This is a genomic window from Lacrimispora sanguinis (genome assembly GCF_044987295.1).
GTDB lineage: Bacteria > Bacillota > Clostridia > Lachnospirales > Lachnospiraceae > Lacrimispora > Lacrimispora celerecrescens_B.
The window spans coordinates 2890001-2904179 of sequence record NZ_CP173277.1 but is presented as its reverse complement, the minus strand read 5'-3'; the positions used below and the strand labels follow the sequence as shown (position 1 = coordinate 2904179).

Annotated in this window: 13 protein-coding genes and 1 other RNA gene; all 14 read left to right on the top strand. The window is 46.2% G+C overall.

Annotated features, from left to right (window positions below; translation table 11 throughout):
* The first annotated feature begins 66 nt into the window (after nucleotides 1-66).
* The 14 genes from ACHZES_RS13465 to ACHZES_RS13400 all read left to right on the top strand — a co-directional run bounded on the left by ACHZES_RS13465 (nucleotide 67) and on the right by ACHZES_RS13400 (nucleotide 14124).
* Nucleotides 67-957 (top strand): carbohydrate ABC transporter permease, encoded by an 891-nt coding sequence (locus tag ACHZES_RS13465; protein WP_395549258.1) that lies wholly within the window; start codon nucleotides 67-69, stop codon nucleotides 955-957.
* A gap of 20 nt (nucleotides 958-977) precedes the next feature.
* Nucleotides 978-1811, top strand: a complete 834-nt coding sequence (locus ACHZES_RS13460) for a carbohydrate ABC transporter permease (RefSeq protein ID WP_038283930.1) — start codon at nucleotides 978-980, stop codon at nucleotides 1809-1811.
* Nucleotides 1812-1823: 12 nt separating this feature from the next.
* Complete coding sequence (locus tag ACHZES_RS13455; RefSeq protein WP_395549259.1) at nucleotides 1824-2612, top strand: PHP domain-containing protein; 789 nt, start codon at nucleotides 1824-1826, stop codon at nucleotides 2610-2612.
* A gap of 25 nt (nucleotides 2613-2637) precedes the next feature.
* Entirely contained in the window at nucleotides 2638-3627 is a 990-nt protein-coding gene (locus ACHZES_RS13450) for a Gfo/Idh/MocA family protein (RefSeq protein ID WP_395549260.1), read from the top strand.
* Nucleotides 3628-3642: 15 nt separating this feature from the next.
* A complete protein-coding gene (locus ACHZES_RS13445; protein WP_395549261.1) occupies nucleotides 3643-4647 on the top strand; it encodes a Gfo/Idh/MocA family protein in 1005 nt (334 codons plus the stop codon).
* A gap of 17 nt (nucleotides 4648-4664) precedes the next feature.
* Nucleotides 4665-5705: a Gfo/Idh/MocA family protein gene (locus tag ACHZES_RS13440; RefSeq protein WP_395549262.1), complete on the top strand. Its 1041-nt coding sequence runs from the start codon at nucleotides 4665-4667 to the stop codon at nucleotides 5703-5705.
* Nucleotides 5706-5765: 60 nt separating this feature from the next.
* Nucleotides 5766-6027, top strand: an RNA gene (gene ffs / locus ACHZES_RS13435) — signal recognition particle sRNA large type.
* 217 nt (nucleotides 6028-6244) lie between these two features.
* Nucleotides 6245-7324: a 6-phosphofructokinase gene (locus ACHZES_RS13430; protein ID WP_395549263.1), complete on the top strand. Its 1080-nt coding sequence runs from the start codon at nucleotides 6245-6247 to the stop codon at nucleotides 7322-7324.
* 13 nt (nucleotides 7325-7337) lie between these two features.
* Complete coding sequence (gene dnaX / locus ACHZES_RS13425) at nucleotides 7338-8933, top strand: DNA polymerase III subunit gamma/tau (RefSeq protein ID WP_395549264.1); 1596 nt, start codon at nucleotides 7338-7340, stop codon at nucleotides 8931-8933.
* Between the two features lie 32 nt (nucleotides 8934-8965).
* A complete protein-coding gene (locus ACHZES_RS13420) occupies nucleotides 8966-9319 on the top strand; it encodes a YbaB/EbfC family nucleoid-associated protein (protein WP_038283923.1) in 354 nt (117 codons plus the stop codon).
* A gap of 88 nt (nucleotides 9320-9407) precedes the next feature.
* Nucleotides 9408-10004 carry a recombination mediator RecR gene (recR, locus tag ACHZES_RS13415; RefSeq protein ID WP_025230832.1) on the top strand — a complete coding sequence of 199 codons (597 nt, stop codon included), beginning with the start codon at nucleotides 9408-9410 and terminating at the stop codon, nucleotides 10002-10004.
* A gap of 136 nt (nucleotides 10005-10140) precedes the next feature.
* On the top strand, nucleotides 10141-12462 hold the full coding sequence (locus ACHZES_RS13410) for a tetratricopeptide repeat protein (protein WP_395549265.1): 2322 nt from the start codon (nucleotides 10141-10143) through the stop codon (nucleotides 12460-12462).
* Nucleotides 12463-12477: 15 nt separating this feature from the next.
* Entirely contained in the window at nucleotides 12478-13308 is an 831-nt protein-coding gene (locus ACHZES_RS13405) for an HAD family hydrolase (RefSeq protein WP_395549266.1), read from the top strand.
* 81 nt (nucleotides 13309-13389) lie between these two features.
* A complete protein-coding gene (locus ACHZES_RS13400) occupies nucleotides 13390-14124 on the top strand; it encodes a CvpA family protein (RefSeq protein WP_038283917.1) in 735 nt (244 codons plus the stop codon).
* Nucleotides 14125-14179 lie beyond the last annotated feature (55 nt).

Below are 14179 nucleotides of genomic sequence, written 5' to 3'. Positions count from 1 at the left end.
AAAAAGGGCGTCAATCGGCATGTTCCGCTTGGCGCCTCTAGGCACTCACGTTTAGGAGGTTTTTCCATGAAAGTATCCCAGGGCGCAGTAAGCCGGAACCGGATTACTATGCACAGGGCGGTGCCGTATTTTTTTATTGCACCTGCCGTAATTTATATATTTTTTGTTACACTGATTCCAGCTATCATGGCCCTTCCGATCAGCTTTACGGACTGGTCGGCCTTAAGTCCCAAAAAGAACTTTGTTGGGTTTGATAACTATGTCCGGCTGATGGGAGATAAGGATTTTTGGAAGTCGTGCCTCGTTATGGCTCAATTTTTTATCTATGTCCCTATAGTCCTGGCTGCCGGTCTGGTTACTGCGCTGCTGCTGAATTTAAAAATCAAAGGCGTTAAATTATTCCGTCTGATTTTCTATTCTCCGGTCATTACCTCAACCATTGCAGCGGCAATCCTGTTTGAGTATTTTTTTCAGCCCAGCTTCGGTCTGTTTAACAGTATCTTAGGCTTTTTCGGCTTAAAGAGACTTGGCTGGGTGGAAAATGCCTCTACCGCCGTACTTTCTGTTATTATTTTCAAGGTGTGGAAGGACTTTGGAGAAGCCATGCTGATCTATCTGGCAGGACTTCAGGATGTTCCCTCAGAGATAAAGGAAGCCTCCGCAATCGACGGAGCAAGCAGCTGGCAGACCTTCCGCTACATCACGTTTCCCATGCTGCGCCCTGCTCATATCTATCTTCTCATGAAAAATGTGATCGGAGTGTTCATGATTTTCCAGGAAACATATATGTTAAAGGGACCGTTAAACAGCACCAGAACCGTGGTGAATTACATTTATGAAAAGGGATTTCAAAGCTACCAGATGGGATATGCATCTGCAATGTCCTTTAGCTTGTTTCTTATTGTGCTGATTATCACCATGGTTCAATATAAAGCGACGAAGCTGGATGTGTTGTAGGAAGGAGGAAAAGTCAATCGATGAATCGTGAAAAAAGTAAAAAAATGGCAGTGAGAATCTTTTTCTTTCTCCTGACCCTAGGCCTGGCTATGATTATCGCCTTTCCATTTGTGTGGATGATATTTGCCTCCTTTAAGGAATCGAAAGAATTTTATGTACTGAAGCCCACTTTGCTGCCGGAAAAATTTAATACCGATAATTTCAGGGAGCTGTTCGAAAAACTGAATATCGGGCTTTATTACTGGAACAGTGTCATTGTTACCGCTATGCAGGTATTATCTACAGTGACCATCGTCTTACTGGCAGGCTACGGCTTTGCAAAATATGAATTTAAGGGAAAGAATGTCCTATTTCTTATGATTTTATCCTCTACCATGATCCCGTGGGTGGCTACAATCATCCCTCTTTATATTATGGCAAACCAGTTAAAGTTAGTGGATACCATGGCCGGCTTAATCATACCGGGAATGGCGGATGCCTTCAGCATCTTTCTGGCCAGGAACTTCATGTCATCCATTCCCACGCCGCTTTTGGAGGCGGCCAGGATTGACGGGGCGGGAGAACTGCTGATCTTTAGGAAAATCGTAATTCCGGCAGTGAAGCCGCTGATTGCGGTCATTGCCATTCAGAAAATGGTGTCAAGCTGGAATGCATTCCAATGGCCTCTCCTTGTGGTGAACTCGGATAAGCTGAGGACGCTTCCGTTAGCAATTGCCAAGCTGTCAAGCCAATATTACGATTCCTATAACTTAAAAATGGCAGCAGCTGCAGTGGCTATCATCCCGGTCTTAATTATCTACGTCATATTCCAGAAATATTTGGTAGAAGGCGTGTCGCTTTCCGGAATTAAATAGGAAGGTAAGATTATGGTAGATTATCATGTACATACAACATTTTCCGATGGGGAAAAGACTCCGGAAGAAGTCATAAATCTGGCTGTCTCCCTGGGAATTGAAAAATTGGCGATTACGGACCATTTTGATGCCTTTGATCCAGGTCTTTCAAGAGACCAAAAGACGACTGGAGAGCTGCTCCGTCATTTTGACAAGATCAGGAACCTGGCCGCAGGAAGCTCGATTACGGTCTACTGCGGCATCGAGACCTGTACCGATGAATCCGGACATCTGCGCGTAGAACGGGAATGTAAGTCTGCCTGCGATATCATTATAACCAGTCCCCATTACATAGAGGGGAGTTATCCGTTTCGGCGGGGAGAGTATTTTTGTGACGCCTACTGGCAGGCATATAAGAAAAAACTGCTTTTGATGGCAGAGGGAGAAGGAGATGTGCTGGGGCACCCGGAGGGCTACCTTCCCATTGGACCGATGCTGGGAGAAGGTACGACCTATGAGGGAAGGCAGGAAATCTGCAGAAAGATCAGCGAGTCGTACTTTGATCCCTCATTTATACAGGAACTGGGAAAACGGCTTAAGAAAAGCGGGAAAGCATATGAACTGCATGGCGCTACGAAAACGCCCAGGGAGTGGGTGGTGGAAGCGCTGGCAAAGCAGGGTGTTTTGTTTTCGCCGGGAAGTGACGCTCATAACGTCAATATCCTGGGAAAAAATGAGCGGGCCATGGAACTGGTGAAAAAATACAACCTCCATTTGTATGAACCGGGACGCGGCTGTACATCGAGAAATAAAAATAGATAAAATAGGAAAGTAGAGGGACGCGGTAATGGTAAAGATTGCATTGATCGGCTGTGGAACCATGGGAAGAACCCATGCCAGCGGATACTTAAAGATTAAGGAGGCGGCTGTAACGGCCTTCTGTGATATACAGGAGGATCGGGCGGTGAGGCTGGCAGAGCTACATGGCGCTGCAACCTTTACAAGCTTCGAAGAAATGATGGAGCAGGGAGACTTTGATGTGCTGGATGTGTGCCTTCCCACGTATCTTCATAATGAATATGCCATTGCGGCCATGAATAAGGGAAAGCATGTCTTCTGTGAAAAACCCATAGCCCTGACAATGGAAGATGGCGAGGCTATGCTTGAGGCGGCAGCAGCTAATGGTGTTAAATTTTCCGTTGGCCATGTACTTCGCTTTTTTCCGTCCTATCGGCAGGCACAGGAGCAGATTGAAACTGGCAGGCTGGGAGTTCCCAGGCTGATCAGAACAACAAGAAACCAGGCATTTCCCCAGTGGAGCTGGGAGAACTGGTATCAGGATTATAGAAAAAGCGGCGGCCCGATTATGGACCTGGTGATTCACGATGTGGACTGGATCATCCGCAACGTCGGAGCAGTAGAGCGAGTCTTTGCGAAGAGCTTTAACGGCACGGTGGCCGGCCAGGAGCACTGTATCCTTCTTCTCCGTTTAAAAAATGGAGCCATCGCCCATGTAGAGGGAAGCTGGGCCTACCCCAGCGGTTCCGCCTTCCATGTGACCTATGAAATCGTAGGGACTAAGGCACAGATTGAATTTGACAATTTAAGCACCTCCCCTGTAATAAAGCAGACTTGTGAGGAGGGCCTGCATAAATTAGAGGCATTTTCACCGGTAGAGGGGATCGCAGAGCCTTACTGTGCTGAATTAAATGAATTTGTGCGTTCCATCGAATATAACTTACCTTTAGCGGTAACAGGACAGGAAGCCATTGAAGCATTGAAGGTAGTACTGGCAGGCATACAGTCGTCACAGACGGGACAGCCGGTGAGCTTATAGCGGAGGGATAAAAGAATGAAAAATGTAAAAATAGGTGTAATCAGCTTTGAACACATGCATGCTGTAAGCTATACGAAAGCCCTGCTGGAGCTTCCGGGCGTAGAGCTTTTAGGAATTGCCGACGAAGACGAATTCCGGGGAACCAGGATGGCTTATGAGTTTAAGACCAGATATTTTAAGGATTATCATGATCTTCTTAATGAAGCAGTAGATGGAGTCATTATCTGTACCAACAACAAAATGCACTGTCAGGTATCAGTGGATGCAGCTTTAAAAGGAAAACACATTATGGTGGAGAAACCCTTTGCCCTGACTGCGGCTGAAGCAAGGCAGATGATAAGGGCCGCGGATGAAGCAGGGGTCCGTATCATGAATGCGTTTCCCATGCGCTTTAACCCGAATATTGTGGCCGCAAGGGAAATGGTGGAACGCGGCGAAATCGGGGATATATTAAGTATCACAGGCATAAACCACGGGAAAATACCATCCGGCTGGTTTTTAAATAAGGAGCTGTCAGGAGGCGGCGGAGTGATGGATCACACCGTTCATTTGGCCGACTTAATCCGCTGGTTCACCAACAGCGAATACCGGTCGGTATACTGTGAAAGTGGTGATTTAATTCACAACAAGCAGATTGATGATTGCGGAATCGTTGTGGCTGAAATGGAAAGCGGTGCATTTGTGACCATAGACTGCAGTTGGGCTCATCATAAAAATTACCCAATCTGGCCTCAAGTTGATATGGAAATCATCGGAACAAAGGGTGTCCTGGAGGTAAAGGCTTTTGGACAGGTGAACCACATCGTGGATGAGGTTAGCGGTATCATCGAGGACGTGATATGGAATGAAGGCGGTGACGAGGGGCTGGTACGTGAGTTTGTGGAGGTATGCAGAACCGGGAAAGAACCACTGGCCTCTGGAAGAGACGGTGCCAGGGCTTTAGAGGTGGCTGTGGCAGCCTACCAATCCACGGACAGCCACACTGCCACCATGGTGGAACATATTGAATTTGACAGATGACGAAAGGCGCTGTGATAATGAAGGCAGGAATTATAGGATGCGGGAAGATATTTCCCATGCACGCAGTTTCAATTAAAAAGCAGCCGTTGGTACAGCTTGCGGCGGTATGTGACAGTAATGGAGAGCTGGCAGAGAAGACGGGAAAGCAGTACGGCTGCAGCTATTATACAGATTACCAGGAAATGATAGCAAAGGAGAAGCTCGATACGGTCCATATCTGTACTCCTCACTATCTCCATGCTGAAATGGCCATCTATGCCCTGGAGCATGGAATCCACGTACTGACAGAAAAGCCCATGGCAATTGAACTTAAGGATGCAAAGCAGATGGAAGAGGCGGCGGAAAAGAACGGGCGTGTTTTAATGGTAAGCTTTCAAAACCGTTTTAACCCTGGTTCGCTTCTGATTAAAAAGACCTTGGAGGCGGGGGAACTGGGGAGTATCCTTTCTGCCAGAGCATCCGTCACCTGGAACCGTTCTGATGAGTATTATTCTAAGAGCGACTGGAAGGGAACATGGGAGAAAGAGGGCGGCGGCGTGATTATCGACCAGGCCATTCACACCTTGGATCTGATGAACTGGTTTATTGATTCAGAGGTTCAGTGGGTTGACGCCACCATCAGCAGTAGGGCCCATAAGACCATAAAAGTGGAAGATTGCGCAGAAGGTCTGATTCACTATAAAAGCGGTCTTAATGCCAGCTTTTACGCCATGAACTATTATACATATGACGCACCTGTGGAGATTGAGCTGCACTGCGAAAAGGGTATGGTGAATTTGACAGGTGAGAAAGCTGTGATTGCTTTCCACGATGGACGGCAGCTTGCAGCGGACAGAAACCCCATGGAAACCTTTGATTTTGGAAATGTGAAGCAGTACTGGGGGGTTGGGCATATGAAGGAGATACAGAATTTTTATTCCTGCCTGGCGGAAGGAAAGCGTCCGCGAAATACGGCGGGAGAGGTGATGTCCACACAAGAGCTGGTGTGTGCGATTTATAAAAGCGGGAAAGAGCGGAGAGTAATTCCAATAAAATGCAAATCCATTTCAACTCCTTGACAATCCTCCCGTTTCCATGTATACTAAAGTGCGATTAAACCAATACATGTCATAAAGTTTCCGTGCAGCCGGGGAGATAGCGGTGCCCTGTACCTGCAATCCGCTCTAGCAGGGGTGATGTCTCACCCCGGGCTGCCTATTGTAGGGCTGCCCCTGGTAAGTGGCGATGACGTTTGGGTCTTACGCAACAGATCTTCATGAACCGTGTCAGGGCAGGAATGCAGCAGCACTAAGTGAAACCTTCTGTGTGCCGTGAGGGTGCCTGGACCGAGTTAACTGCCAGGGTAACGCCTGTGATAGCGGTTCAAAGTGAGACGCACGGATTAAAAATAGAAAGAATTATCAGACGCCGGAGAGCAGGAAACTGTTTTGCGGTGTCTTTTGCAATTTATGATTACCATTTTTAATATTTTCTTACATTTCTTATGAAATAAAGTTTTCCCTTGCCCCATATTCCCCTTTGTATTATAATTATAAAATGGGTATAATACTACCTATTTCCTAATGACAAATCGAATCAAAAAAAGAGGTGTGCTTTTATGATAAGAATTGGAATGCTTACAAGCGGAGGCGACTGTCAGAGCTTAAATGCCACCATGCGCGGCGTAGCAAAGGCACTGTACCGGATGCCCGGCGATATTGAGATTGTTGGATTTGTGGATGGCTACAAAGGGCTGATTTATGAGGAGTACCGTGTAATGAAGCCGGAAAACTTTTCCGGGATTCTTACTACGGGTGGGACAATCCTTGGTACCTCCAGACAGCCGTTTAAACTTATGCGGACACCTGATGAGAATGGTCTTAATAAAGTAGAAGCTATGAAGCACACCTATAAAAAGCTGAAACTGGAATGCCTGGTGGTATTGGGCGGCAATGGAAGCCAGAAAACAGCCAATCTCCTTCGGGAAGAGGGGCTGAATGTAGTATCCCTTCCTAAGACCATTGATAATGATTTGTGGGGGACCGATATTACCTTTGGTTTCCAGAGTGCAATCAATGTGGCTACCAATGCCATAGATTGCATCCATACAACGGCAGCTTCCCATGGAAGAGTCTTCATTGTGGAAGTCATGGGGCACAAGGTCGGATGGCTTACCCTGCATGCAGGGATTGCAGGCGGGGCTGACATCATCCTGCTGCCGGAGATCCCTTATGATCTGGATATTGTGATAAAGGCATTAAAGAGCAGGGCCCAAGATGGTAAGAAATTTTCCATACTTGCTGTGGCGGAAGGGGCAATTTCCAAGGAAGATGCCTGCCTGACGAAAAAGGAATTAAAAGAAAAAAAGAAGAATGGGGTGGTTTATCCCTCTGTGGCATATGAGATCGGAGCTCAGATTACGGAGCGTACCGGACAAGAAGTGCGGGTTACCGTACCTGGTCATATGCAGAGAGGCGGCGACCCATGCCCCTACGACAGAGTGCTTTCCACTCGCCTTGGAGCAGAGGCAGCAAAGCTCATAAATAACAAAGAGTACGGTTATATGGTAGCGGTGAATAACAATGAGATTGTTAAGATTCCGTTAGCCGATGTAGCCGGAAAATTAAAAACCGTCGATCCGGAGAGCTCTATCGTTAAGGAAGCCAAGATGATAGGCATTAGTTTCGGCGACGAATAAGGAGTTAACAGGCATGTCATATACGGCATTGTATCGGAAATGGCGCCCTCCTTCCTTCTCGGATGTAAAGGGTCAGGACCATATCGTACAGACTTTGAAAAACCAGATAGTATCCGGGCGTATCGGGCATGCGTATCTGTTTTGCGGAACAAGAGGAACCGGCAAGACCAGTATTGCCAAGATCTTTGCAAAAGCGGTTAACTGCGAACGCCCGGTAGACGGAAGTCCCTGCGGGGAATGCCAGACCTGTAAGAATATCGCAGCCGGCGCATCCCTTAATGTGGTTGAAATTGATGCTGCGTCAAACAATGGCGTGGAGAACATCAGGGAGATAAGGGATGAAGTTCAGTATCCTCCCACAGAAGGCAAATATCGGGTTTATATCATCGATGAGGTTCATATGCTTTCTACAGGGGCATTTAATGCATTGTTAAAAACCTTGGAAGAACCCCCATCTTATGTTATATTTATTCTGGCGACTACGGAAGTCCAGAAGATTCCGGTGACGGTCCTGTCACGGTGCCAGCGGTATGATTTTAAGCGCATTACGGTGGAAACCATTGTAGAGCATTTAAAAGAGCTGACAGCTGCAGAACATATTCAGGTGGAGGACCGGGCCCTAAGTTATATCGCCAAGGCGGCTGACGGGGCGCTGCGTGATGCCTTAAGTCTCCTGGACCAGTGTATTGCATTTCATTACGGAGAGCTTCTCACCTACGACAACGTCCTGGATGTCCTGGGAGCCGTGGATATCACCGTTTTTGGAACGATGTTCCGTGCAATCGTGGAAAACCGGACGAAAGACTGTATAATCTGTCTTGAAGAGCTGGTGATCCAGGGAAGGGAACTTGGCCAGTTTGTCATTGACTTTATCTGGTATTTAAGAAACCTTTTAATATTAAAATCCGTTGATCATGCAGAAAATCTGCTTGATATGTCAACAGAGAACCAAAACCTGTTAAAAGAGGACAGCAAGCTTACGGACAACGAAGCACTCCTGCGGTATATCCGGGTGTTTTCAGATCTTTCCAATCAGCTTCGCTATGCCTTCCAGAAAAGAGTTCTGATTGAGGTAGCCTTAATCAAGCTGACCCGTCCTCAGATGGAGCAGAACCTGGATTCCGTACTTCAGAGGATCAGCAGTATAGAAAAACAGCTGGAAAGCGGCATTGTAGTAAATGCTTCCCCGGATACTTTAAGAGCAGGGGAAGGAAAAGGCGGCAGCAATCCACCTGTCCCTGAATTAACTCCCGCAGAGCGGGTGGCTCTTCCCAAAGGCCAGCTGGAGGATTTAAATCTGATCCGCAGTGAATGGGGAAAGATCATTCGGGAACTGGGAGGACCTATCCGGGCCAGCTTCCGGGATACGGTTGTGGAACCAGCGGGAGAGAGCTGTCTTTGCGTCGTCTTTTCCGATCAAAGCAATTATATGATCGGGAGCAGGGATACAACAGTTGCAGCGATTGAGCGGTATGTGGAAGACCATTACCAAAAGTCCATTACCTTTAAGACCAGGCTTCTGGGCGGAGGGGAACGGCTTGATACCGTTTATGTCAGCGATGAAGAATTAAAAGCAAATATTTTAATGGATATAACAATAGAAGATTAAAAAATCATAAAAATAGCAGGAGGACATACACCATGGCAAAACGTGGCGGTTTTCCAGGCGCAATGCCTGGCAATATGAATAATTTAATGAAGCAGGCTCAGAAGATGCAGCGTCAGATGGAAGAGACAACAAAGGCGCTGGAGGAAAAGGAATATACTGCAACAGCAGGCGGCGGAGCTGTATCAGTCACTGTTTCAGGAAAAAAAGAAGTGACTGGGGTTAAATTATCCCAGGAAGTTGTAGATCCGGATGATATCGAGATGCTGGAAGACTTAATCATGGCTGCTACCAACGAAGCGTTCCGCCAGATGGAAGAGGACAACAGCTCTGCCATGGCGAAGCTGACCGGCGGTCTTGGTGGTTTAGGCGGAGGCTTTCCGTTCTAAAGGTTGAAAAAGAAACATCTTTCAATCATGAATTTGTGAGTCAACTGGATATGCTGGCATATCCGTTTGATTCATTAGGAGACAAATTATGAATTACTATAGCAGTCAGATAACCAGATTAATTGAAGAGCTGTCAAGACTTCCGGGTATTGGCAGTAAATCTGCACAGCGCCTGGCATTTCATATCATCAATATGCCGGAGGAACAAGTTGCAGGTCTTGCTTCATCCATTACAGAAGCAAAACGGAATGTACGTTATTGCAAAGAATGCTTTACCCTGACGGATCAGGAAAAATGCCCCATCTGCCAGAGCGAAAAACGAAATCATAAGGTAATTATGGTAGTGGAAGACACCAGGGACTTGGCTGCTTATGAAAAAACAGGAAAATTTGATGGCGTTTATCATGTCCTGCATGGGGCTATCTCTCCCATGCTGGGAATTGGACCTGGTGACATAAAGTTGAAAGAGCTGATGCAGAGACTGCAGGGAGATGTGGAAGAGGTGATTATTGCTACCAATTCCAGTCTTGAAGGAGAGACGACAGCCATGTATATCAGCAAGCTGATCAAGCCGACAGGAATCAGGGTTACCCGTATCGCCAGCGGAGTCCCCGTTGGAGGAGACTTAGAGTACATAGATGAGGTGACATTGTTACGGGCCCTGGAAGGCCGGGTTGAGCTGTAGCTCATTTGCCTTGTTAAAGATATAAGGTTGAAAGGAAAACCTTTTCTAGCCTTAAGTTTACGAACAGCGTGCCCCGCTTAACCGGGCATCAACGGGACAGGCAAGCATATCCGCCTGATTCATTAGGAGACAAATAATGGATAAGTACGAGTTTAATATAAAGGTTGAACAGATTAAAAAATTGGTTGGCAAAAATGACTATGAAACGGCTATGAAAATAGCCGACACAATAGACTGGAAGAGAGTACGCAACACGAATCTGCTTTCCATGGTAGCCACGATTTATGAGAAAAATGAAGATTACCAGGAAGCCAAGGAGATTCTTCTCCAGGCTTTTGAACGTGCCCCAATTGGGAAACGTCTGCTTTATAAGCTTGCAGAGCTGGCGATCAAGGAAGGGGATATCGAAGAGGCGGAAGCATACTATAAGGAATTTGGTGACCTGGCTTCTGATGATCCCAGGCAGCAGTTGCTGCGCTTTATGATTTTAAAAGCAAAAGGAGCACCGGCCCAGCAGCTCATTCATTCCCTGGAATCCTATACCAGTGTGGAGCTTGATGAGAAATGGCTCTATGAGCTTGCTGAACTTTATAGCCTTGCGGGAATGCCTGATCGCTGTGTGGAAACCTGCGATAGAATCATGCTGATGTTTGGTCTTGGAAAATATGTGGACAAGGCCATGGATTTAAAAATACAGTATGCACCGCTTACCAACTACCAGATGGATCTTGTGGAGAACCGGGACAAGTACGAAGCAAAGCTTCGGGCAGTTGAGCAGGAATACAGCGTTGGAAGAAAGCTGAACCCGGTTCCGGAACCAGAACCAGAGCCAGAAGAAGAATACTATGAAGAAGAACAGGAGTTTTCCCAGGAACCAGACATGGTATTTGGAGAGAATCTTAAAGAAGATAATCTGGAGGCAAGGCTTCAAGAGGCAGCGGTTCAGGAGACACTGGCCAGAGAAATGTCAAAGATCTCCTATGAAGAACCCATTATACGGGAAGAACCCAAGATGGAACGCACGAGAGTGCTGGAGGACATCCGAAGAGTAGGCCGCCCTGTAACTGCTATACCAGGACCCGGAAGTATCTATGCGCTTAAAGAAGAGGAGTCTCTTCTGCATCGTTCGGAGCCTGTTTTTGAGGAAGAGGAGCCGGATGGCCCTGGAATGGAAGAGAGTGACCTTGGCGGATATTATGACGGAGAAGCAGAATATGAGGCGCCGGCTGAGGCCAGAGGACAGTTTGCCGTCGTAGACGATAATTTTCAGGAATCCGAAGATCAACCGGAGAATGATTTTGAATATGAAGAAAAAGATTATAACCAGTCGGATGAGTCCTATTATGAGATGGAAGAGACGGAGCCTTCTTATGGATCTTTAAATCCAGTCTTAAAAGAGGAAAACACCCCATACGGCGATGAAGATAATCTGGAGTTTGAGGACCTGTATGAGGAAGAGGAAGAGGAGCTGGAAGAAACCCCGGTTCAAAACCACCTTATGATAGAGGCAAGAACTCCTGAAAAAGGACTTCAAATGGCTGTTGAAGCCTTAAAACAGATTCACAATGAAAATAACGTAAAGAATCCGGTTGCAAAAATCACCGGTTCCAAGTTGTCCAATCGAGGAGTGCTTACATCCGCTGACAGGCTGGCCGGAAAAGATCTGGTCATTGAGGAAGCCGGTGATCTTACCAGAGAAGCGCTGGAAGAATTAAATAAATTGATGGACCAGGATACAAGTGGTATGATTGTGGTTCTCATTGATAACCCAAAGCAAATGGAGACCCTTCACCAGGAGCATCCTGCACTGGCAAGTAAGTTTGAGTGCATCGGAAGCGGGGAAGAAGACCCGGTTTTCTGTGTGAGAGAAACGGTGCGGGAGGAAAAACCGGTTAGAACTGTTCAGAAGCCTGATTATAAACCCTTGACCCCAGAAGAGCCTTATGAAGATTATGGGGATCAGGAATATAATTATGAAGCTGATTCCTGGAAAGAGAATGATTACGGGGAAACCGGGGCCTATGATACTGGAACCTATGAAACCGGAGCTTATGAAACCGAAGCCTATGAAGACGAAGCCTATGAAGACGGTGTCTATGATGACAGTGATTTTTATGAAGAGGGTGAAGAATTCCGCCCGTCTGTCAGGGACGAGGAAGGTCCTGGTTTTCAGGGAGAAGAGATGGATATTGACGAATTCGCTCAATATGCCTGTCGTTATGCCAATGAGATCGACTGCAGCATTACTGGAAAGAGCATGCTGGCGCTCTATGAGAGAATAGAGATCATGGAAGAGGATGGACTTCCTCTAAACAGGGCCAATGCAGAAAGTCTGATTGAAGAAGCGGCTGATCGTGCGGAAAAGCCTTCCCTTGGAAAACGGATTAAAGGTCTGTTCTCCTCAAAGTATGATAAAGACGGCCTTCTTGTTTTAAAAGAAGAACATTTCATTTATTAAATTGGAGTATTAGACGTGGATATTAAACTCATTGCAATTGATTTGGATGGAACTCTGTTAGATAATAAAAAACGACTTTCTGACGTCAATCGCCAGGCACTCATCCAGTGTGTTCAAAAAGGAATATGGATCGTTCCGTGCACCGGACGGACCGTGCATGGAATACCTGAAGAAATAAAAGGCATTTCCGGAATCCGCTATGCAATTACCACCAATGGGGCGGTCATTGAGGACATGGAAGAAAAAACGGTTATTGACACCCGAATGTTATCCCGGGAACAAGCGCTGGAGCTTTTGCATCTGGTGAAGGCCTACCATGTTATGTACGATCCTTACATAGACAGACGCGGGATAACAGAACCTCGCTTTTATGAACACCTATCAGAATACGGCCTGCCGCCCGAATTACAGGAAATGGTCCATAAGACCAGGGATGTCCATCCCAATATTATAGAGTTTGTTGAAAAGAACCATAAGCCTGTGGAGAAAGTCAATCTGTTTTTCCCTGAAATGGAGGAACGAGCAAGATTAAGGGATGAATTGGAGAAGAGACAAGACATTCTGGTCACCTCTTCCATACCAAACAATTTAGAGATCAATGCCATCGGAGCAACAAAAGGCGAGGCGATCTTAAGACTCGCTTCCTATTTAGGGATTGATGGAAAACAAACAATGGCGATAGGAGATGGAGAAAACGATCTTTCTATGATCCAAAAGGCAGGAATCGGAGTGGCCATGAAAAATGGAAGCAAAGAGCTTCTTGCAGCTGCTGATTATATAACGAGTACCAATGAGGAAAACGGAGTAGCATCCGCAATTAACCGATTGATATTCGAAGAAGATTGATAGAAACATATCTTTAAACCTTGAGTTTATGAATCAACTGGGTATGCTTGCATATCCAGTTGATTCATTAGGAGACAAATTATGACGAGGCTATACACGGAAAACTGGTTATCTATTGCAGCCGGAGTCTATCTTTTGGGAATGGTCCTTTATGGCCATCATAGAGGATTCATCCGGTTGGTTGTATCAATGCTGGCGGTGGTTTTATCCTTAACCATTGTCCGGGCTTCATTACCTTCGGTGACAGGGTTTTTAAAGGAAAATACAGGCCTTCAGCAGACGATTTCAGAAAACATGAAAAAATCAATGGGTTTGGAACAGGAAGAAATTCCTTCCGGGGAAGCCTTGGAAGCTCCATCTGCCCAGCGTATGATTATTGAAAATCTTAAGCTGCCCCAAAGTGTCAAGAATGCACTCATTGAAAATAACAACAGTGAAGTGTATCAAATGCTGGGAGTTCAGGCTTTTACGGACTATGTAGGAAACTACCTTGCAGATGTAATCCTCAATTCAGTTGGATTCGTTCTTCTGTTTGCCGCCATCTATCTGTTCTCAAGGCTGGTCATGAGGTGGCTTGATATTATTTCAAGACTTCCTATTATATCGGGAATCAACAAAATAGCAGGCGCTCTGCTGGGAGGATTGGAAGGACTTGTATTCCTTTGGATTGCCTGTTTGCTGGTTACTGCTTTCTCCGGAACCGAGTGGGGCTTAATGCTGACCCGGCAGATTGAAGCGAGTAAATGGCTGTCCTTTATATACACCCATAACTTTCTAAATCTGATGGTTCTAGGGGTACTGCGTGGCTTCGTATGAGGCAGGAATTGTACCTATCATATATTCAATTAAAACAAATCTGCAAGCAAAGATG